The 19,299-nt window shown below is 54.2% G+C and carries 20 protein-coding genes; 12 read left to right on the forward strand and 8 right to left on the reverse strand.

The window, feature by feature from the left end; genetic code table 11:
• Nucleotides 1-12: 12 nt before the first annotated feature.
• The 3 genes from H8B13_RS06025 to H8B13_RS06035 all read left to right on the forward strand — a co-directional run bounded on the left by H8B13_RS06025 (nucleotide 13) and on the right by H8B13_RS06035 (nucleotide 3,287).
• The gene (locus H8B13_RS06025; RefSeq protein WP_187309906.1) at nucleotides 13-525 is read left to right on the forward strand and encodes a PaaI family thioesterase; all 513 of its coding nucleotides are present in this window, start codon (nucleotides 13-15) and stop codon (nucleotides 523-525) included.
• Nucleotides 526-818: 293 nt separating this feature from the next.
• Complete coding sequence (locus H8B13_RS06030; RefSeq protein WP_187309907.1) at nucleotides 819-1,274, forward strand: BLUF domain-containing protein; 456 nt, start codon at nucleotides 819-821, stop codon at nucleotides 1,272-1,274.
• A 156-nt stretch (nucleotides 1,275-1,430) separates the two neighbouring features.
• Nucleotides 1,431-3,287 (forward strand): PAS domain-containing sensor histidine kinase, encoded by a 1,857-nt coding sequence (locus H8B13_RS06035; protein ID WP_187309908.1) that lies wholly within the window; start codon nucleotides 1,431-1,433, stop codon nucleotides 3,285-3,287.
• Between the two features lie 69 nt (nucleotides 3,288-3,356).
• On the opposite strand, the gene H8B13_RS06040 is transcribed toward H8B13_RS06035, so the two are convergent.
• On the reverse strand, nucleotides 3,357-4,940 hold the full coding sequence (locus H8B13_RS06040) for a DNA integrity scanning protein DisA nucleotide-binding domain protein (protein ID WP_187309909.1): 1,584 nt from the start codon (nucleotides 4,938-4,940) through the stop codon (nucleotides 3,357-3,359).
• 94 nt (nucleotides 4,941-5,034) lie between these two features.
• The gene (locus H8B13_RS06045) at nucleotides 5,035-5,832 is read right to left on the reverse strand and encodes an energy transducer TonB (protein ID WP_187309910.1); all 798 of its coding nucleotides are present in this window, start codon (nucleotides 5,830-5,832) and stop codon (nucleotides 5,035-5,037) included.
• Between the two features lie 245 nt (nucleotides 5,833-6,077).
• On the opposite strand from H8B13_RS06045, the gene H8B13_RS21515 reads away from it, so the two are divergent.
• The 4 genes from H8B13_RS21515 to H8B13_RS06065 all read left to right on the forward strand — a co-directional run bounded on the left by H8B13_RS21515 (nucleotide 6,078) and on the right by H8B13_RS06065 (nucleotide 11,230).
• Nucleotides 6,078-7,919 (forward strand): MutS-related protein, encoded by a 1,842-nt coding sequence (locus tag H8B13_RS21515; RefSeq protein ID WP_187309911.1) that lies wholly within the window; start codon nucleotides 6,078-6,080, stop codon nucleotides 7,917-7,919.
• Between the two features lie 124 nt (nucleotides 7,920-8,043).
• On the forward strand, nucleotides 8,044-9,015 hold the full coding sequence (locus H8B13_RS06055) for a bestrophin family protein (RefSeq protein ID WP_187309912.1): 972 nt from the start codon (nucleotides 8,044-8,046) through the stop codon (nucleotides 9,013-9,015).
• A 193-nt stretch (nucleotides 9,016-9,208) separates the two neighbouring features.
• Nucleotides 9,209-10,114, forward strand: coding sequence for a LysR substrate-binding domain-containing protein (locus H8B13_RS06060; protein WP_187309913.1), 906 nt, complete (start codon nucleotides 9,209-9,211; stop codon nucleotides 10,112-10,114).
• Nucleotides 10,115-10,201: 87 nt separating this feature from the next.
• Entirely contained in the window at nucleotides 10,202-11,230 is a 1,029-nt protein-coding gene (locus H8B13_RS06065) for a YeiH family protein (RefSeq protein ID WP_187309914.1), read from the forward strand.
• A 67-nt stretch (nucleotides 11,231-11,297) separates the two neighbouring features.
• On the opposite strand, the gene H8B13_RS06070 is transcribed toward H8B13_RS06065, so the two are convergent.
• Nucleotides 11,298-11,486, reverse strand: coding sequence for a hypothetical protein (locus tag H8B13_RS06070; protein ID WP_187309915.1), 189 nt, complete (start codon nucleotides 11,484-11,486; stop codon nucleotides 11,298-11,300).
• 143 nt (nucleotides 11,487-11,629) lie between these two features.
• Here H8B13_RS06070 and H8B13_RS06075 point away from each other — a divergent pair, with 143 nt between their 5' ends.
• The 5 genes from H8B13_RS06075 (at nucleotide 11,630) to H8B13_RS06095 (ending at nucleotide 15,608) form a co-directional block, all read left to right on the forward strand.
• Nucleotides 11,630-11,878 carry a hypothetical protein gene (locus H8B13_RS06075; protein ID WP_133271704.1) on the forward strand — a complete coding sequence of 83 codons (249 nt, stop codon included), beginning with the start codon at nucleotides 11,630-11,632 and terminating at the stop codon, nucleotides 11,876-11,878.
• A 10-nt stretch (nucleotides 11,879-11,888) separates the two neighbouring features.
• The gene (locus tag H8B13_RS06080) at nucleotides 11,889-12,617 is read left to right on the forward strand and encodes a hypothetical protein (protein ID WP_187309916.1); all 729 of its coding nucleotides are present in this window, start codon (nucleotides 11,889-11,891) and stop codon (nucleotides 12,615-12,617) included.
• Nucleotides 12,618-12,673: 56 nt separating this feature from the next.
• Nucleotides 12,674-14,119, forward strand: coding sequence for an SHOCT domain-containing protein (locus H8B13_RS06085; RefSeq protein ID WP_187309917.1), 1,446 nt, complete (start codon nucleotides 12,674-12,676; stop codon nucleotides 14,117-14,119).
• Nucleotides 14,120-14,193: 74 nt separating this feature from the next.
• Nucleotides 14,194-15,255, forward strand: coding sequence for a DUF3089 domain-containing protein (locus H8B13_RS06090; protein ID WP_261990279.1), 1,062 nt, complete (start codon nucleotides 14,194-14,196; stop codon nucleotides 15,253-15,255).
• A 104-nt stretch (nucleotides 15,256-15,359) separates the two neighbouring features.
• Nucleotides 15,360-15,608 (forward strand): hypothetical protein, encoded by a 249-nt coding sequence (locus tag H8B13_RS06095; protein ID WP_187309919.1) that lies wholly within the window; start codon nucleotides 15,360-15,362, stop codon nucleotides 15,606-15,608.
• A 53-nt stretch (nucleotides 15,609-15,661) separates the two neighbouring features.
• On the opposite strand, the gene tsf is transcribed toward H8B13_RS06095, so the two are convergent.
• The 5 genes from tsf to H8B13_RS06120 form a co-directional block, all read right to left on the reverse strand.
• On the reverse strand, nucleotides 15,662-16,498 hold the full coding sequence (gene tsf / locus H8B13_RS06100; protein ID WP_187309920.1) for a translation elongation factor Ts: 837 nt from the start codon (nucleotides 16,496-16,498) through the stop codon (nucleotides 15,662-15,664).
• Nucleotides 16,499-16,660: 162 nt separating this feature from the next.
• Entirely contained in the window at nucleotides 16,661-17,428 is a 768-nt protein-coding gene (gene rpsB / locus H8B13_RS06105) for a 30S ribosomal protein S2 (RefSeq protein WP_187309921.1), read from the reverse strand.
• A gap of 18 nt (nucleotides 17,429-17,446) precedes the next feature.
• Nucleotides 17,447-17,833: a 30S ribosomal protein S9 gene (rpsI, locus tag H8B13_RS06110; protein ID WP_084446168.1), complete on the reverse strand. Its 387-nt coding sequence runs from the start codon at nucleotides 17,831-17,833 to the stop codon at nucleotides 17,447-17,449.
• 39 nt (nucleotides 17,834-17,872) lie between these two features.
• Entirely contained in the window at nucleotides 17,873-18,325 is a 453-nt protein-coding gene (rplM, locus tag H8B13_RS06115; RefSeq protein ID WP_187309922.1) for a 50S ribosomal protein L13, read from the reverse strand.
• A gap of 224 nt (nucleotides 18,326-18,549) precedes the next feature.
• Nucleotides 18,550-19,263, reverse strand: a complete 714-nt coding sequence (locus H8B13_RS06120) for an RluA family pseudouridine synthase (protein WP_187309923.1) — start codon at nucleotides 19,261-19,263, stop codon at nucleotides 18,550-18,552.
• Nucleotides 19,264-19,299 lie beyond the last annotated feature (36 nt).

The following is a 19,299-nucleotide window of genomic DNA, read 5'->3' on the forward strand; positions in this document are numbered from 1 at the left end:
AACTTACCTACTATGATGTCTTCCTCACCCGTTGTGCCCGCCGACACGCCCCAGGCTGCCGCTTTTCGTCGTGCCATCCAGAATCCGTTGAAGCTGCGCCTGTTTATGCTGCGCAGCTTACCCATGGCTTACCTGGCAGGTCTGCGCGTGCGCGACGTAACGCCGGAACAGGCTACAGTGACGGTGCCGTATAAGTACCTGACGAAAAACCCCTTTCGTAGCATCTACTTCGCCTGCCTGAGCATGGCCGCCGAAATGGCTAGTGGTGTGCTCGCGCTGATGCATATCAGCAGCGGCTCGCCTGTATCGATGCTTGTAACGGGGCTAGAGGCGGAATTTATGAAAAAGGCTGTGGGGCTCATCAGCTTCACTAGCTTCGATGGTGCCCGTATTGGTCAGGCTATTGCCGAGAGCCGTGCTACTGGCGAGGGTCGCACCGTAGTATGCACCAGCACCGGAACCGATCAGGCCGGTGATATGGTGGCCATTTTTCGGATTACGTGGTCGTTTCGGGCTAAGCGCTAAAAAGACTAAGCTGTACTTCAGTTGGGTAGAATAAGGTTGGAATTCCGACTCTTGGCGTTGCTGGGGGGCTTTTTTACTGGAAAACTGCGTATTTTTAAATCGAAGTGCCTGAATTACAGTTGAGATTGTGCTTGTCTCAAATGCCAGTATACTACTGATACCCGGCGCAATCTCCGTCTGCGAGAACCAGATAATAAAGACTCCGTATCTTGCAAGCTCGTCATTAGAGCTGCTTGCCACTTGGCAGATTCTGAGACTTTTTGAACCCTGTGTAGTGGCCCATGTTTTCTCGTATGAACCATATTGCTTACATGAGCCGGGCTGTTCGGCCTCTATCTGATGAGGAATTGCAGGAGCTGCTGGCGCAATGCCGCCGCGATAATGCCCGCAACAATGTCACTGGCATCCTGTTTTACAGCCACGGCAACATCGCCCAACTGATTGAGGGCGACCCAGCTATTATTAGGCCGCTCTTTGAAAAGATTGCTCTGGATGGGCGTCACTCTAACGTGGTCAAGCTCACGGATAAGCCGATTGAATCGCGGAGCTTCCCTGACTGGTCGATGGCATTTCATCCGATTGATCCGGAAGGGTTTAGTACACTGACGGGCTTCTTTCTGCCCCATCAGATGCCTGCTACACCTGATACGCTCAGTATTGCTGACGCCCTTCTGGTTGATTTGGTGCGCCAGGCCGTATTTGGGGCTAATGATGCAGTCACTGAGCCAGTAAGCACTGACAATCAGTAGTGCTGCTTCCTGCTAAGGCAGTTACTACTCATGAGGATAAAGATTGAGCCCCTTTAGCAGAAAAACAGTTGTTGGTCCGCGTTTAGGCTGCATTTTCTTCTGTTCGCGGCTAGACTAATGCCACATTTCATTTTGTTGCTGTCTTGATTTATCTACATGCGTGACCAGGAGCTTCAGCGTATCCTACGGCACATGCCGGCTGGTATTGCTACCCTGTTGGGCCCTGAGCTGCGATATGGCTTTGTAAACGAAGCCATGCAGGCCTTATTAGGCGGAAATACCCCTGAGGGCCAGCCCTTGGCCGATGCATCGCTACCCGCCGATCTGCGTGAAGTCATGCAGAAGGTCTACGACTCGGGAAGTCCTTTCGTCGCCAAAGCCTATGGCTTGCCTCTTCCCGCAAGCAACGACGAGCCGCCTACGCCGCGCTACTTTGATATTGCCCTCGAACCCTTGCAGGATGATGCAGACCAAGTACATGGCCTGCTATTATTTGCGGTTGATGTGACAGGACAGGAAGAGGCACGCCAACGTGCCCATGAACTGGCTCTCGAAACGCGCCGACTGGATGCGCGCTTACGCGTTCTAACCGAAACTGCCCCCCAGATTACCTTTACCGTTGACGCAGCTGGCAAATACGAGTATGTAAGTCCGCAGTGGTACTACTTCACCGGGCAGCCTCCCACCGCTGATCTGGATGCGATTTGGCCGCTGCTTGTCCACCCCGAGGATCGGTTGCGGGTGTTGTATCAAATGGAGGCCGCGCGAAAGGCTGGTATTGGGTGGAGCCACGAATACCGGCTACGGCGCCATGATGGGCAATACCGCTGGCTGCTTAGCCGGGCCGTACCCGAGCTGCACGCCCCTGACCAAGCCGCTTACTGGCACGGGGCCGTTACGGAAGTGCACGATCAGCGCGAGTTAGCCGATGCCCTGCGTCGGGGTGAAGCGGAACTACGTTTTCTGGCCGATAGTATTCCCCAGCTTATCTGGACGGCCACCGCTGAAGGATTTATCGACTATTATAATCAGCACACTGCCGAGTATACCGGCATGGCGGCCGATGAGCTAGGGCCCACGGGCTGGGTGTCCTTGATTCATTCTTCTGAGCAAACCAGTGCTGCACGCCGCTGGGTACAATGCGTAGCCACCGGCGAAAGCTTTGACGGCCTTTTCCAGATGCGCCGCCACGATGGCCAGTACCGCTGGCACATCATCCGGGCCCGGCAGCTGACCGATGCCCGGGGGCTGCGCTGGTTTGGCGCGTGCACGGATGTAGACGATCAGCACCGTCTGCGCGAAGTGCTACAACACCAATATGACGAGCTGGCGCGCACCAACCGCGACTTGGATACTTTCGTGTACACCGCCTCACATGATCTGAAACAGCCTTTGTTTAACCTTAGGGGGCTTTTTGATGAGCTGCGCCGCACAGCCACCTTCGATGACGAGGAGCACGAAGTGCTGCTGCGAATGGTTGATGGGGCTTTGGGACAGCTGGACGTTACGCTCCATGATTTGGCCGCTACGGTGCAGGAGCAACGGCAGTTAACAGCCCCCACTGAGGCAATCGACTTGCGTAGTGTAGCCGAGGAAGTGCTGCTGGGTTTGCGCGTACTCGTAGAGGATGCGGAAGCAACTGTAACCCTTAACTTTGGGGCTGCTCCTACCTTGATATACGGCCGCGCCAACTTGCGTAGCGTACTGCACAATCTGCTGAGTAACGCCATTAAGTATGCCTGCCCTGAGCGCCCGCCGCGCATAACCATAACGAGCGGTGTGACTGATACTAGTCAACCCTGGCTGAAAGTGCAGGACAATGGCCTAGGTATGGAAGTGAACAAAGAGGCCGACCCAATATTTCAACTCTTTGACCGTCAGCATTCACACATTAGTGGCACTGGTGTGGGGCTCTATCTGGTACAGCGCATTGTTACGAGCCGTGGGGGGCATTTAGACGTAGCTAGTACTGTGGGCGAAGGCACAACCTTTACGGTATATTGGTTTAGCTAAACTCAAAGCCAATACGCCTTCCATGGCTTTGTAAGGCTGGACACTAAGTGCAATTTGCCCCCCAGCGCTCTATTCTTCCTCCGCCAAGCTTTCCTTCGTAATCACGTCCACCATTCCGTCTTCGCTTACCACAATCGCCATGCACGGATATGGGCTGCTCTCCACGTAGCGAATGGCAGAGTTGTAGCGGGCGCCGCGCGTACTGGTGCCCCGCCCCGAAGCCTTGCCATCGAGAATAACCCCGATAGAATAACAGTAAGACTCGGGATCCACGAGCACGGCGCCATCAATAGACGTAACGAGGCGGGTGATGAGCGGCGTGAGCGGAACGGGCTCAATAAGTGTGCATTGTAGCTTGAGGCGGTCGGCTTCGGCCAGCGCTTCGGTCGTGACGACGACGAGCGTACCATGCTTTTGCCGACTTGCTTCCAGCACCACGTCCCAGAGGCGCTCCACTTTTTCGGGGGCGGTCAGATCGAAGGTGCGGCGCAGGTCTTTGCGGAACTGGCTGCGGTTGAGGCGCGCACGTGGCAGACTAGGGTTGCCATAGGTGGTACGCATCAGTACTTTGCCATCGTGCTGAAACTCCCACGCATAGTGCGTCACAAAGTTGATAACGAACAGATCTTCCCGGCTTGGATCGTAATGACCGATAGGTCGGCCGAGGGCATACACATTCTCGCCATCAGCGAGCAAGCTCACGTCGGAAGTAGTCATTTCAAGCAGCTTGCGCACAGCCCGGTAGTCGGTGAGTGGGGTAGGGCAGGTAAGGGCAAAAACTTCCTCCAGATTAGGGTGGCGGCGCTTGGCCAGATACATCTTGCCCACACCCTCCGCGCCCTCATAGCGTAGGGAAGAAATAGTGTTGTAGGTAGCAAACAGCTTTGCCGTGGCCGGACTGAGGCCCAACGCCTGTGCAGGCGTATCCATGAGCAGCTTACCAGCGGCGCGCAGTAGCTCGTCGGTTTCGCGGTGACGCAGCAGCATACCCGAGCCAGGTTCGGGCTCCGTCAATGACTTCACGCACTCCTCATGAAAACGCAGCACCGCCGCCAGGCCCAGCGAGGACGCCAGCAAGCGGCCATCGGTGTAATAGCGGTTGGGCGTGAGGGCCGGGTGAGTGCGCAGAACTTTGCGGTTGAGGCGCAAAACCGTCAGCACGTAAAAATCACCAATTTGAATGGGTATGCCGGCGAAAGACTGGCGCTTTTTATCAACTGAATCTACTTTATCGAGGACTTCCTGCACCGCCAGACGCAGGCCAATGGCGTGCTGCTTCCGGCGAATCATTTCCTCACTCATTACCTGCTCGCGGTCAAAATAAGCCCCCCAGGGTTCCCGGAGCTGAAATTCCTGGCCCCGCGCCAGCACTCGACTGAAATGGGCGAAATCAAGGCCACAGTCAGCAGGCTCCAGGCAGATGGCAGAGAGTACATCTTCGTTTTTCTGGTGAGGCTCAGCCACCGGAATACCAAGCAGGAGCACGTCAGGCGCTAAGTCATCATCGAGCGTATCGAAAATGCCATTAGCAATAGCCTGAGCTGCCTGCTGGAAACGAGATTGGTACACCCATATTACCTGCGAGCAGGGTGCAGGCAAGGGCATGGTGGGTGCTACAGGAGGAGCCGAAACGAGAGGAAGCGGAGAAAGCATAGTGTAGGCAGTAAGAAAACGGAGCGGAACAAATAAATATAAGTCACTGATTTATAATGATATGGATTACAATTGTGTTGCTGATGCGTAGCTTTTACAGCTGAAACACAACCGGCAACACCATCTTTTGCTTCATCGGCTGTCCTTTATAGCGGGCGGGCGTCCATTTGGGGGCCGCTTTGATAAGACGCAGCGCTTCCTCATCGAGGCCCGAGCCAAGGCGCTTAATAACCTTAGGCTCAACGAGCGAGCCGTCCTTCTCCACGATAAACTCCATCATCACGCGGCCTTCCACCTTGCGCTGACGGGCCAGGGTCGGGTATTTCTGGTTTTCCTGAATCCAAGTAAAAAAGGCCTCGGTGCCGCCTACGGGGCGAGCCGGCTCATCGGGTTTTACCATGGTTGCGCCCGATGGAGTAGTAGCTCCGGCAGGCGCCGCAGCAGCAGTAGCCCCCAATTCATCCGCTGGAATAGCAAATGACACAGGTACCGTGACACGCTGCCGAACTTTTGCCCCCCGGTGCTGCGCCGGCGTCCACTTTGGGCCACCTTTTATGAGGCGAATAGCTTCCTGATCCAACTCTGAGTCGAGGGGCTGCGTGACGGTCACATTGGAAATAACGCCCGACTTTTCTACTACAAACGTAACGGGCGCCGTGCCCTGCACGCCGCGCTTTAAGGCGCCCGTGGGGTAGCGTTGATTATCGGCCAGATACTGCGCGTACGCTTCCACGCCACCCACGGGCACAGCGGGCTGACCGACACTGTCGTAAATCTCGTTGGCGTCGGGCTTGGGGGCTTTCAGCTTTTGTTGCGCTTGAGCGCTAGAAAAGCCTGCGACACTTATCATCAGAAACAAGCTCAAACGGCGTAGGGAACGCAATAGCGGCATAAAGCAAAAAATAAGATTGGGTACACGCTTGTGACACAACAACCACACCAGTGGCCCACTGGGTTCAGATGAAGCCCGATGTGACGCAAGCCGGCTCTTTTGATGGTCTGGTACCTGACAAAAAGTAGTATCGTTTACTAAGACCTTAGGCATAGAATAACTTGAGTCGCCTCTAGAGCACTAGACGGATAACTCCGGGAAATGCCTTAGGCTTTGGTACTTTTAGGCTCAACTGTCGCTTGCCCGTGCCCCAACCTGCTGCCTTTCGCCCGCTTTCCGTCGCGCCCGCCGACGTATTCACTGACAATCTTGCTGCCCACGCCAAGCAGGAGCAGTACTATGGGCGCCGCCACCAAGCAGTGGCTTGGATTCGGGTAGTCGTGTTCGGGGCGGGGGCGCTGGGAGGCTATTACTTGTTCAGCAATGGCAGCAACTTGGCTGGACTGGCCTATGTGCTGGCTTTGTACGTGGTATTTGTGCTGGTCATGCGTTGGCACAGCCGCCTCGGGTACCGCTACAATCACTATCGGCTGTTGGGCCTGATCAACCAGGAGGAGCTGGCACGCCTGGGGGGCAAATTGATGCAGTTCGACGCTGGCACCCGTTACCTGGATTCCAGCCACGCCTACGCCGCCGACCTCGATGTGTTTGGTCCGCACTCCTTGTTCCAACTGCTCAGCCGCGCTACCTCCCGCCTGGGCCAGGATCGACTTGCTGACTGGCTGCGGCAAGCTGCCACGCCAGCCGTCGTGCGCGCCCGTCAGACTGCTGTGGCCGAATTGACCCCTGATGTTACCTGGCAGCAGGAGTGGCAGGCGAGGGCCCGGCACTTTCCGCGTCAGAACGACGATCCGCGCCGCTTCGCTGCCTGGCTACAGCAGCCCGATTTCTTCGCCGACAAAGCGTGGCTTAAAGTGGCTTTGTTCGTTCTGCCGCCGCTGGCCCTCACCAGCGCAGGGCTGTGGCTATCGGGCTATTCGTTTGGAGTCGTTGTGCCGTTTTTGCTGCTGCTGGGAGGCATTAATCACTATTACCGCGTAGCCCGCGACGACTACTTCGAGCACAGCGACAGCATGTACGATGTGCTGCGCGCCTACCGCGACCAGCTAACATTGCTCGAAACACAGACGTTTACATCGCCTCAATTGGTAGAATTGCAGGCTGTCGTAAGTGCGCCGGGCGCTGTGCCTGCCTCGCAGCTTATTGGTCAGCTAGCCAGCATTGTGGCCTATTTCTCTATGCGGCAAAGTACGCTGGCGGCCTTTTTTGCCAATAATCTGCTGTTCTGGGATTTCTTCTGGATGTGGCGCCTCGAAGCCTGGAAGCGGAAGCTGGGGGGCAAATTGGCGACTATGCTCGATGTAGTGGCCGAGGTAGAAGCTTTGGTAAGTCTGGCGGCGTATCAGTTTGCTAACCCTACGTACACAGTGCCCGAGTTCAGCCCGGAAGCGCTGGAGTTTACGGCCGAAGCCTTGGGACATCCGCTTATCTTCAGCACCGAGCGCATCACTAACGATTTCAGCACAATAGGGGCGGGGTGCACGGGTGTGGTTACAGGCTCCAATATGTCGGGCAAAACCACCTTTTTACGTACCGTGGGTGTGAATATGGTGCTGGCGTTGGCTGGCGGGGCCGTTTGTGCCCGCCACTTGCGCCTAAGTTCGGCCCAGGTGTATACGGCCATGCGCACCCAGGATAATCTGGCCGAAAGCACTTCCTCATTCTATGCTGAATTGAAGCGTCTGCGCCTCTTGCTGGAGCTAACGGCCGCGGGTACGCCCGTTTTTTACCTGCTCGACGAAATTCTGAAAGGCACCAACTCCCGCGACCGGCACCGCGGGGCGCGCGCGCTTATTCACCAGCTCCACCAGCGCCCCGCCAGCGGCCTCATCAGCACCCACGATCTGGAGTTGGGCGCGTTGGCCGAGGAGTTGCCTGGTGCCGTTACCAATTACAGCTTCAACAGCACCATCGAAGGCGACGAAATTCGGTTTGACTATCACCTCACGCCGGGCTTATGCCGTAGCTTCAACGCCAGCAAGCTGATGCAACTCATGGGCATCGCCATTGATGTTTCGGCCGATTAATTCAGACAAATGCTAGCCTTCAACTGTTGCGTACTGCCTGATTGTTGAGCTTTTGCGTAAAGAGCAAATGGCCCCTGCACCTCTGCGGGGTCTCTCCATCTGTAGCTTTTTATTTTACTGAAGCGTGTACGTTCGTAATAATATTCGCTGGCGCGTCGTCTGGAAGTTCTCCTGGCGTAGCGTATGCATCTTTCTACTTCATGCCTTTTTGGTGTGCGTAGTGTATGGTCCACTGAATTTCAAGTCAATTGCTATTCCGTGGCAGCCCGTGGCCACGCTGGGTATTGCGGTTTCCTTCTATATCGGCTTTAAGAATAACGGTTCCTACGACCGTTTCTGGGAAGGCCGGCAGCTATGGGGTGGTATCGTTAACTACAGCCGCCTGTGGGCGGTGCAGGCGCTGGAGTTTGTGACTTCCCGCGTAGATGCCCCCGACGTAGATGCCCCCGAAGCCACCGCTGAGGAACTGACTGGTCGGCACCAGCGGCTCGTGCACCGCCAGATAGCTTGGTGTAATTCCGTACGATTGCAATTGCGCCGCCAGGTACCCGACTATTGGGATAGCGATGTAGCTCCTTTTCTGAGCCAGAGGGAAAGTGACAATATTCGGGATTTACAAAATCCAGCGGCGCATATCATCCGGCTTCAGGCCGCCGAGCTGCGGATTCTTCGTGAAGATCGGGGCCTACTCAACGACTTTCAACACATGCGCCTTATGCAGACGCTGGAGGAGCTATATAACCTGCAAGGTGGCTGCGAGCGAATCAAGAACACGCCTTTTCCGCGCCAGTATGCCTACTACAGCTTCGTATTCGTGTGGTTGTTTTCCTTGCTGCTGCCTCTGGGTCTGATCAGCGAGTTTGCTCAAATGGGCCCCGATCATATCTGGCTCACTATTCCGTTTTCGGTGCTCATATCATGGGTGTTCAACACGATTGAAGTGGTAGGGCATACCAGCGAAAACCCGTTCGAGAACCAGATGAACGACGTGCCCATGACCAGCATTTGCCGCACCATCGAAATTGACCTGCGCGAAATGCTGGGCGAAACGAATGTGCCAAAAAAGCTGGAGCCCATAGACGACATCCTGTACTAGAAGTCTATTGAACACCTATATGACGGTCATGCAGAGCGAAGCGAAGCATCTCGCGTGTTTAGTGAGATTACTACTCCAGATAAACACGCGAGATGCTTCGGCTCTGCTTCTGCATGACGGCCTTTGAGAATTTAAGATTAAAGCTGAAAACGCCTGCACAAGTCAAATTCTGGCGCTAATCGTAGCTTGCAGCATGCCTGATTTTCGTTTGCGTGTTTTTCAAGCGGTGGCGCGTCACTTGAGCTTTACCAGAGCCGCGCAAGAGCTATTCATTACCCAGCCCGCCGTCACAAAGCATATTCGGGAGCTGGAAATGAGCTACGGCCAACGCCTCTTTGAGCGGCGGGGCAACCGCGTGAGCCTTACTACTGCCGGTACGCTGCTACTTACCCACGCCGATGAAGTAGAGCTATTACACGAGCGCCTGCAAAACCAGCTCCACGCTCTGCACGATGAAGCGGCCGGACGACTGCGTCTGGGAGCCAGTACCACGCTGGCTCAGTATGTGCTGCCGCCCATTTTGCCCGGTTTTCAGGCTCAATATCCGCGCGTGGAGCTGACCTTGCTCAACGGCAACTCCGAGCATATTGCTGAGGCGTTGCTCAGGGGGCAAATTGACCTGGGCTTTGTAGAAGGTCAGATTAAAAACCGCGACCTCCATTATGAGCTTCTCCTCGAGGATGAGTTGGTAGCCGTGCGTTGCGCTAATCCTGGAAAAAAGCCCTCCGAGAACATGACATTGGCCGATGCGCTTCAGCACCCTCTGGTATTGCGGGAGCGCGGCTCCGGTACGCTTGAAGTGCTGGAATATGCGTTGCGCGAGCACAAAATCAAGCTCTCAGATCTAAACGTTGCGCTTTATCTGGATAACACGGAAGGCATTAAATCATATCTGGAGGCAGCGCCCCATTGCCTGGGTTTTGTGTCGCGGCGCGCCTTGATGAAGGAAGTAGCGGCTGGCTGGCTGGAAATTGTGCTCATGCAGGAATTGCACCTCTCTAGGCGCTTTGAAGTAGTGTGGGTTCAGGGCCAACCCTTATCCGCTCAGGCGCAGCGTTTTCTGACGTATACACATCGGCATAGGAAGCTTAGCTTATAACTATAAGTTATTATTGATAATCAATTTTGATTATCGAATGCGCTCAAAAAGCGTTGTTCTGGAATAGAGCTTGTAGCACTTTACTCCATGAAACTTGCCCGCCCTTTTGCTTCCCATTCTACCCACGATGACTCAGCACACCATAATCCAGCGTCGTTTTTAAAGCATCCATTCTTGGTGTTTGGCTATCCGCTGACACCACAGCAGGTCCTTTTCTGGGTCGGGCTGATCTTCTGCCTCACACCTTTGGCCTCGCCACCGGTGGCCTTGGGTTTGGGCTTGTTGGTAGCTCTGCTGATCGGCAATCCATTTGCTGCCCAAACGCATAAGTACACGAGTAAGCTGCTGCAATACTCGGTAGTAGGGTTAGGTTTCGGCATCAATGCCAGCGCCGCTGCTCAGGCCGGGCGCCAGGGGTTTGTGTTTACCATTGCTACTATTTTGGGTACACTGGTGCTGGGCTACGGGTTGGGCCGCTGGCTGGGCATTGAGCGCAAAACGGCCCACCTGATTTCGTGTGGTACTGCTATCTGTGGCGGAAGCGCTATTGCCGCAGTAGGCCCGGTAATACAAGCCGAAAAGTCACAGTTTTCGGTGGCTTTGGGTACTGTGTTCGTACTCAATTCGGTGGCGCTATTGGTTTTTCCAGCCCTGGGCCACGCCATGCAGATGACCCAAAATCAATTTGGCTTGTGGTGCGCCATTGCCATTCATGATACCAGCTCGGTAGTAGGCGCTGCCAGCCACTACGGCGACCAAGCCTTGCAGGTGGCTACTACCGTGAAGCTTTCCCGCGCTCTATGGATAATACCGGTGGCGCTTGGCACGGCCTTTTTGTTTAAAACGCCCGGCACCAAGGTTAAGGTGCCTTACTTCATTCTGGGGTTTATTGGAGCTATGCTGCTAACTACCTACGTGCCGGCGTTGCGCGGGGCGGGGGCAGTGGCAGCCCAGATAGCGAAAGTAAGCCTGACGCTGACGTTGTTCCTGATTGGGGCGGGCCTGTCGATGGAGGTGGTGCGCGAAGTGGGCGTGCGGCCTTTTGGGTTGGGAGTGCTGCTGTGGCTGGTTATTTCGGCTACTTCGCTGTGGGTTATTCTGCACACCGTGGCCTAGTTTTTAGCTAATAAAAAAGCCCCCAACGCAATGCTGGGGGGCTTTTTAGTGATCTGTAGGTGGTCGATTACTCTTTTGTAGGCTTCTTGAGGCCCGAGCCGCTTTTCTTACCACCACCATCTTGCTTATTGACGGTGGCCCAAGCCCGACGCTCCGCTTCGTCTTCCGACAAGCCTTGCTTTTCGTAAGTTTCCTCAATGTGTTCGGCCTTACGCTTCTGCTTGTTGGTGTAAGCCGATTTATCTCCTTGTGGCATGATAAAAATGGTTGACGGGGAAAAGAAGGGGGCGGTAAAGTCGTATAGGCGACCATCAGATTGCGGGGTTTCACGGCGGCACAAGTCGTTGTTGAGCGCGGGCTGCCTATCTTCGCCTATTCGTCAGAAAAAGTCCCCCAGCCATGCGCCACGTAGCCGATATTCCGCACCCTGATGCCAAAATCACGCTTTTTTCTTGGAACGGTAAGTACCTGATCAAGTTGGAAAAAGGTCCTTTGGAGCAAACGTACAAGGTCAGCGAAATGGACCTGACCGGTGGCGATGCCGAAGTCCGCACCTTGCTCGACGATGAGTTTCTGCAAGCTGCCGTGCAACGCTTCGAGCACATGCGCCAGGATCTGCACGCTACCTTCGAGCGCCACGACATTTAGCTCGCCTCCGATGAAAAAAATATACCTGCTTATGCTCCTGGGGGGCTTTTTAGGGTTGCTGTCTCAGCCCGCCGCTGCGCAGCTTTACGATGTGCGCGACGGCACCGTCAGTTTTGAGCGCAAAGAGCGCGAGGCCCTGAAGGTACAGGTTGATGGCACTGCGCAGTGGCTACGCGATTACTGGCAAGCCTGGCTGAAAGACACCTACAGCATCCGGCTGAAGGGCGACGGCACGTTTGGCGTGGGCAAAAAGGACTTGCTGGTAGCTAAGCAGACGCCCGTTTCCAGCGTATCGGGCAAGCTGATCGACCTGTACTCCAGCGTCGTTGCCCCTGCCGATACCGTAGCTGAATTGGCCGTGTGGGCCACGTTGGGAGGCAATTCTTTCATGTCGGCCAGTCAAACGCCTTCGGAGTATGCGGCCATGCGCACCATGGTTCAGAGCTTTGCTGCCGCCGCCCGCAGCAAAGCTTACAGAGACCAAATAGCGGAGGCAGAGAAGCAAGTGAAGGATGTGGAAAAGGAGCGGGAGAAGCTGGAAAAGAACATCCAGAACCTGCAAGCTAACACCACCAGCAATCTGGCCCGCATCGAAACGCTCCAAAAGCAAAACGTAGAAAATACGCTCAAAGCCCGTCAGGATTCGGTTAAACTGATAACCAACGCTCAGCAATTGGAGCTGCGCAAACTTCGCTTAGAACGGCGACGTGATCGTCTGACCACACTTGAACGTAAGTAGGTAGCAAATGCGTTTTGCCGTTGCTTTTGCTTCGGTTTATTTGCCGCCTTTGCCCTATGGAAAACGAGCCTTCTGCCCTTGCTACCTTACGCCAGTTGAAAGAATGGCTGGATGCAGGCGCCATCACGCCCGCTGAATTTGAGGTACTCAAACGCAAGCTGCTCTTCAGCGATACAAGCGAGTCAACTGCTGCCCCCGCGACGCCACCGTCTGCACTGCCAAGCCCGCCCCCAGCGCCGGCTGACTCTGTTGCTACGCCTGCTACGGTAGTCACATCTTCTGCGCCCCTGCCGCCACCGCCTCCGTCTTGGGACTTTAAGCATGATCCGACGGTCACGGTTCGGCCGGCAGAAGATCCAGTGACGCCTGCTGCGAATGTAGCCCCGTCGCGCGTAGAGCCCGCGCCGCGCTCTGCCACCCCGATTCCACCTGTATTCACACCGCCAGTGGTGCCGCCTGTGCCACCGGTTGTGCCTCCGCGCGAGCAAAGCCAGGCCTCACCCAAAAGGCCAGCTCCGCCAATTGATACTTTTACGCGCCCTGTTGAGATGGTGAAAGTGGGTTCATCGTCTTACCGCGACGCTGATTCTCTCACGCCCACCGAGCCCCAGGTTTCGGATAGTCGACGCTCTCGTCCGGCTATCCCGCCGCCGTCTGGTCGAAGCCCGCTGGCTACTGCTCTTATTATCGGAGGTATTTTGGCCTTGCTCGCCCTGATAGCCTACTTAGTGATGGATGATCGGGAGTCCGAACGCCTCACGAGTCTCTCGCGCTCCGGAGCCGATACCGTTAGTGTTGCGCCGGAAATCGGCCCCCAAGTCGAGCAGTTGGAACTTCCGCCCGCAACTGATACCAATTTAGAATCAGATACTGCCCGGGTAACCCCTGCCTTACCTGCCACGCCCCCCGTAGCTACCACCGATTCTGCTCGTAGCGCTCCGTCACCCGCCGCGCAGGCACCCGTAATAACAGTTCCCTCACCTTCAGCGTCAGAAACGACGGCGCCTGCTACCAATTCGGCTCCATCTACTGCCCCAGAGGAAGGTCAAGCTGATCCTACAGAGCAGCCACCAGTTACCACTCCGGCACCAAGCGCAAAAGTGGGGGAGGTTGAAGCAAAAGTTCGTAGCGCGCTTAGCTCATACTATGAAGATCTGAAAGCGCCGCCTTTCAATGCGGCACAGCATTTTGCGCCCATCGTCGAGCGATTTTATACTTTGCAGAACACCACGCCGGCCGCCATTAGCGCCGAGTTAGATAGGTCGCACTTTCCGGAGTTTTTGGAAGGTGAAACCCAGGGCGTACCCGGCAGCCTGACTATCAGCGAGCCCGTGCGCGATGGGTCGCGGGTAGTCACCTATTTGGAAAAAAGCCGGGCATTCCGCAAATCCCGTCAGCAGTACCAGAATACGACTGCCCAAGTGCGCATCCGCTTTAACCGCGATTTCAAAATCGTATATCTACGCCAGGAGCGACTACTGGAAAACACGTTTTCAGAGTAAATTTGCGCTTTGTCATTTAGCGCTTGGCAGCCCACGGCTTCTGTGCGGGCTTCCATATTTTTGCTTTTCGTGTGATGCTGCTTATTGCTTTGACGCGCCCGTTGCGCCAGTTCCACTGGATTCTGTTGCTAGGCGTACTTTCTTCCTGCTTAGGCGTTATCAAGCCAGTTCGGAGCTTCACAGCCTATAAAACTGCCCCCGCCCCCGATTATGCGCAGGAAACCAATTGGGCTGCGCTTCCCTCGCGCCGTGATTCCGCCGATGCCGTACCCAAAAACTCCGGTCTGCGCGACCAACAAGCTACTGCGGCGGCTGATGTATTTTTCATTCACCTCACGACGCTCATCCGCCCGCACGGCTGGAATGGCTCTACCACAGATGCGGCGTTAAACACCTTCACCGATCAGTTTAGCATTCGTCGCCAGGCCTCAGTTTTTAATGCTGCTGGTCGGGTATATGCCCCGCGCTACCGTCAGGCTGCCCTCTATAGCTTCTTCGATAGTGATAGCAGCGCGAATGCCAGTGCTGCCCTGGATCTGGCGTACCAAGACGTAAAAACTGCTTTCCAGTATTACCTGGACCATTATAACGAAGGCCGCTCCATCATTCTCGCGGGCCATAGTCAAGGTGCATTTCATGCTCAGCGCCTCCTTCATGATTTCTTCGACCAAAACCCTAAGCGTCGTAGCCAATTGGTGGCCGCGTATTTAGTGGGCTTCAAAGTAAATCCTGCCGCATACCAAAACTTGCGTCCCTGCGAGGATTCCACTCAAACCAACTGCTTTATAAGCTGGAATACCGGTGAGTGGGGCTACAGCTACGAGCCCTACCGTGACGCCCTAGCTATCAATCCGCTCACCTGGACCCGCGACACCGCCGCCGCGCCCTCTTCTCTTAACAGAGGCAGTGTTCCTCAATCCTTCAACCGCATTGACAAAGCTGTCGCTGATGCTAAAGTACACGACGGCGTACTTTGGGTGCATCCGCCCACTGTTTCCGGCTACCCACGCTTTTTGATTCCCGGCCGCCCTGAGCTACGGCATTCTTTCCACATTGCCGATTATGGGCTGTACTATATAAACGTGCGCGAGAATGCTGTGACGCGGGTACGGGCATGGCAGCGAGTCAATCAATAAGCTATCTATAATGAAAAGGTATCTGACGCGACTGATGGCAGCAATTGGTGCCTTCACTATTTTAAAGTTTTTCTACGATACTTATCGTCTACAAAAAGATGCCAATGGGTACTTGGCTAAACTGTGAAAAAGTCAAAGTTGGGATGACTTTAGAGGCTGCGAAAAAGCTAATGGGAGACTATAATTACTATGAGCGCGCCAACCGAAGTGAGATCTGGACATTTTATAACAACGAAAAAGCGAAGCAGTATTTCTTGACTTACCCTGCTCCATTTGCAGCATCAGAAGGAACTTGGATTCACTTTGATCCCGAAACTCAATTAGTAATTGGGGTGACTTGTGGGGAAAAATAAAAGCCCCCCAGCAACTTGCTGGGGGGCTTTTTTATTGTCGAAGCTAAGAAAGCTTAGCCACCAATAACTACGCGCTTGAAATCCGTTACCGTCATGCCCTTCTGCTTCTTGTCGAGCAACTGAGCGATGGTGATTGAATTGTCTTTCACAAATTCTTGGTTCAGCAAAGTATTGTCCTTGTAGAACTTGTTCAGTTTGCCTTGCGCAATCTTCTCCAGCATAGCTTCGGGCTTGCCTTCGGCACGCGCTTGCTCTTTGCCAATTTCGATTTCACGCTCAACGGTAGCAGAGTCAACACCTTCTTTGTCTACGGCTACTGGCTTCATCGCTACGATTTGCATCGCTACGTCGCGGCCCACTTCAGTCACATCGGCGCCGGCTACATTCTTCAGGCCTACAAGCACGCCTTTCTTGTTGTCGGAGTGAATGTAAGAAGCTACTTTCTCAGCAGTCAGCGTAGCGTAAGTTACGTCCAGCTTCTCGCCGATTTTACCCATCAGATCGGTGATGTGGTCTTGCAGAGTCAGGCCGTCAGCTTCTTTGGTTGCCAACAGATCTTCCTTGGTGCCAGCGTTAGTACGCACGGCAGCATCCAGAATCTGCTGGGTCAACTCACGGAAGTTAGCCACTTTAGCTACTGATTCGGTTTCGCAAGCCAAAGCAACCAGCTTACCAGTGGTGCCATCTTCGCTTACCTGTACCAATACTAGGCCTTCGGAAGTAGCATTGTCAGCACGCTTGTCAGCGATTTTCTGGCCTTGCTTGCGCAGAATGTCACGAGCGGCTTCGAAATCGCCGTTAGCTTCGGTCAAAGCTTTTTTGCAATCCATCATGCCCGCGCCAGTCATAGCGCGCAGCTTGTTCACGTCTTGGGCGGTAATTGCTGCCATTTCTTAAAAAGTTAGTAGCTAGCTAAACGCTAGAAATTAGAATGTTATGTAGGGGCGTTTATACAAGAAGCTAGGAGCTAAGAGGAAAAACAGAATCCGAAAGTTGGTTCAACCCACCGGATCCTATCTTCTATCTCTTAACTCCTAGCTTCTTCTAAACGCTTATTCGTCGGCGGCTTGCTTTTCCTTGATGCCTTCCTCTTCGGACTGCTTCTTGTCAGCTTCTTCCTTATCAACTTTGCGCTCCGACAGACCTTCTTCGATGGCCTTGCTCATAGCACCTACAATGAGGGAGATAGACTTTGAAGCGTCGTCGTTAGCAGGAATTGGGAAGTCAACCAGCTCAGGGTTAGAGTTAGTATCGCACATTGCGAATACCGGTATACCTAGCTTCTTAGCTTCTTTTACAGCAATGTGCTCACGCTTTACGTCGATTACGAACAGAGCAGCAGGCAGACGGCTTAGGTCGGCTACGCCGCCTAGTACGCGCTCCAGCTTCTCACGCTCACGCGACATCATCAGACGCTCGCGCTTGGCCATAGCAGCATAAGCAGTATTCTCTTTTACCATCTTGTCGATGGTGCTCATTTTCTTCAGCGACTTACGAACCGTAGCGAAGTTGGTGAGCATGCCACCCAACCAACGATCGGTTACGAAAGGCATTTTAAGGCGCTTAGCCTCTTCAGTTACAATCTCCTGAGCCTGCTTCTTGGTAGCAACAAACATTACTTTCCGACCGCTCTTGGCGATGTTACGGATAGCGTTGGTAGCCTGATCCAGCGAAGCGAGGGTTTTGTTCAGGTCAATGATATGGATGCCGTTCTTCTCCATGAAGATGTACGGCGCCATTTTTGGATCCCACTTGCGCGTAAGGTGACCAAAGTGGGCACCCGCGTCGAGCAGGTCTTTATATGTGGTGGACTGAGCCATGATGAATTTCCTCTGGTTTTAGCGTTTCGAGAACTGGAACGAGCGGCGGGCCTTACGCTTACCGAACTTCTTGCGCTCCACCATGCGGGGGTCGCGCGTCATGAAGCCTTCTTTCTTAAGAGCCGGCCGTGATTCAGCGTCCTCGCCTACCAGCGCTTTCGAGATAGCTAAGCGAATGGCCTCGGCCTGAGCCGAAATGCCGCCACCGCGCACATTTACTTTCACGTCGTACTGCCCGAGTTTCTCGAGTGTAGCGAAGGGCTGGTTCACGATGTTTTCCAGGAGTTCGTTGCCAAAATAGGCCTTCATTTCCCGGTCATTGATAGTGATATTCCCTTGCCCGGCCTGCATGTAGATGCGGGCCACCGAGGTTTTTCTTCTACCAGAGGTGTTGGAGATTTCCATTAAAGAAAAGTTAGAAAAAAATACGAAAGCCGTCGTGACTTACAGTTTGTTCAAAGTGGCATCCACAGGCTGCTGGGCAGCGTGGGGGTGCTCAGCGCCCTCATACACGAACAGGCTGCGGAATTGCTCGCGGCCCAAACGGTTGTGAGGCAACATGCCGCGTACGGCGTGCTCTATCACACGAGTCGATGACTTCTCCATCACCTCACGCATAGTTTTGCGCTTTTGACCACCGGGATAACCCGAATGCGAGATGTAGATTTTTTCAGTCATTTTCTTGCCCGTCACACGCAGCTTATCAGCGTTGATGACGATAACCGAGTCGCCGCAATCAGAGTTGGGCGTAAACGAGGGCTTGTGCTTGCCGCGCAGGATGTTGGCAATCTGGCTGGCAACGCGACCCAGCGGGGCCACGCTGGCGTCAACGACAACCCAGCCCTTGTTGGCGTTGGCTTTGTTGACGGATTGCGTCTTGAAGCTCAGATGATCCATTGGGAAGAAGGTAAGCGGTTGGAAATGAGAATAGAACGGACCAGGGTCCGGGAAAAACGGACACAAAGTTACCGCCTTTCGATTGATATGCAAGGGTGCCTATGATATTTGTGCCTGAGTAGCACGTACTTTCAAGAACTGTAATGATTTGTGGGGGGCAATTTTGGGTTTATCCAAATCCCTAATTAGATCAGCACGTCGGGCATTTGAACCAGTTGTTTGGTCTATTTGAGTTGCCGCATATTTTCCACCAATACCCGAAAATCCTTTGGGTATGGTGCTTCCACGGTCACCTCTTCACCATTGAGGCGAGCAAACGTGAGTTTAGCTGCATGCAAAGCGAATCGCTTGATGAAAGGCTGTTCCTCTTCGCCGGACTTCATGTTAAACTTCTTTTTCAGCGAAGACAAAAAGAATTCTTCCCCTCCGTACAGCGTGTCGTTTACGATGGGTGCCTGCAGGTACATGAGGTGCAAACGTATTTGGTGCATACGGCCGGTTATAGGCACGCACTGGACCAGCGTATGCTTGGCAAATGTTTCGAGCGTGGTGAAGTAAGTTTCGGCGGCCTTGCCTTTATAAGCCAGCCGAGCCTTGCCTTTCGTGGTTGTTTCAATACTCCGATCTACCAATTTATTGTCGAAATGATGGACGCCCCAAGCTACAGCGTGGTAGTTCTTTTTCACCTCCCGGTTCTCAAACTGCATGGAGAGGTGACGGTAGGCCTCTGGGTTCTTGGCCAAGGCCAAAGCACCAGACGTTTCCTTGTCTAGGCGATGGCAGGCCTGCATATCGGAATGGTACTGGCGGGCCATGCGCAGAATGTTGGGTGCACCGCCCACGCGCTCATCAAGCGTAGCTAGAAAAGGCGGCTTGTTGATGACGATGTAATCGTCGTCTTCAAACAGGATAAGATCTTGAAAATCGGGTTGCTTCATAACGGGCCGCAAAGGTACGAAGCAAAACACGCTTTA

The organism is Hymenobacter sp. BT188 (genome assembly GCF_014333585.1).
Taxonomy (GTDB): Bacteria; Bacteroidota; Bacteroidia; order Cytophagales; family Hymenobacteraceae; genus Hymenobacter.

Bases quoted from the DNA above. Each gene is read 5' to 3' on its own strand.
- H8B13_RS06025 (WP_187309906.1), top strand. From the start codon at position 13: ATGATGTCTTCCTCACCCGTTGTGCCCGCCGACACGCCCCAGGCTGCC.
- H8B13_RS06030 (WP_187309907.1), top strand. From the start codon at position 819: ATGAACCATATTGCTTACATGAGCCGGGCTGTTCGGCCTCTATCTGAT.
- H8B13_RS06035 (WP_187309908.1), top strand. From the start codon at position 1,431: ATGCGTGACCAGGAGCTTCAGCGTATCCTACGGCACATGCCGGCTGGT.
- H8B13_RS06040 (WP_187309909.1), bottom strand. From the start codon at position 4,940: ATGCTTTCTCCGCTTCCTCTCGTTTCGGCTCCTCCTGTAGCACCCACC.
- H8B13_RS06045 (WP_187309910.1), bottom strand. From the start codon at position 5,832: ATGCCGCTATTGCGTTCCCTACGCCGTTTGAGCTTGTTTCTGATGATA.
- H8B13_RS06060 (WP_187309913.1), top strand. From the start codon at position 9,209: ATGCCTGATTTTCGTTTGCGTGTTTTTCAAGCGGTGGCGCGTCACTTG.
- H8B13_RS06065 (WP_187309914.1), top strand. From the start codon at position 10,202: ATGAAACTTGCCCGCCCTTTTGCTTCCCATTCTACCCACGATGACTCA.
- H8B13_RS06070 (WP_187309915.1), bottom strand. From the start codon at position 11,486: ATGCCACAAGGAGATAAATCGGCTTACACCAACAAGCAGAAGCGTAAG.
- H8B13_RS06075 (WP_133271704.1), top strand. From the start codon at position 11,630: ATGCGCCACGTAGCCGATATTCCGCACCCTGATGCCAAAATCACGCTT.
- H8B13_RS06080 (WP_187309916.1), top strand. From the start codon at position 11,889: ATGAAAAAAATATACCTGCTTATGCTCCTGGGGGGCTTTTTAGGGTTG.
- H8B13_RS06085 (WP_187309917.1), top strand. From the start codon at position 12,674: ATGGAAAACGAGCCTTCTGCCCTTGCTACCTTACGCCAGTTGAAAGAA.
- H8B13_RS06090 (WP_261990279.1), top strand. From the start codon at position 14,194: ATGCTGCTTATTGCTTTGACGCGCCCGTTGCGCCAGTTCCACTGGATT.
- H8B13_RS06095 (WP_187309919.1), top strand. From the start codon at position 15,360: ATGGGTACTTGGCTAAACTGTGAAAAAGTCAAAGTTGGGATGACTTTA.
- tsf (WP_187309920.1), bottom strand. From the start codon at position 16,498: ATGGCAGCAATTACCGCCCAAGACGTGAACAAGCTGCGCGCTATGACT.
- rpsB (WP_187309921.1), bottom strand. From the start codon at position 17,428: ATGGCTCAGTCCACCACATATAAAGACCTGCTCGACGCGGGTGCCCAC.
- rpsI (WP_084446168.1), bottom strand. From the start codon at position 17,833: ATGGAAATCTCCAACACCTCTGGTAGAAGAAAAACCTCGGTGGCCCGC.
- rplM (WP_187309922.1), bottom strand. From the start codon at position 18,325: ATGGATCATCTGAGCTTCAAGACGCAATCCGTCAACAAAGCCAACGCC.
- H8B13_RS06120 (WP_187309923.1), bottom strand. From the start codon at position 19,263: ATGAAGCAACCCGATTTTCAAGATCTTATCCTGTTTGAAGACGACGAT.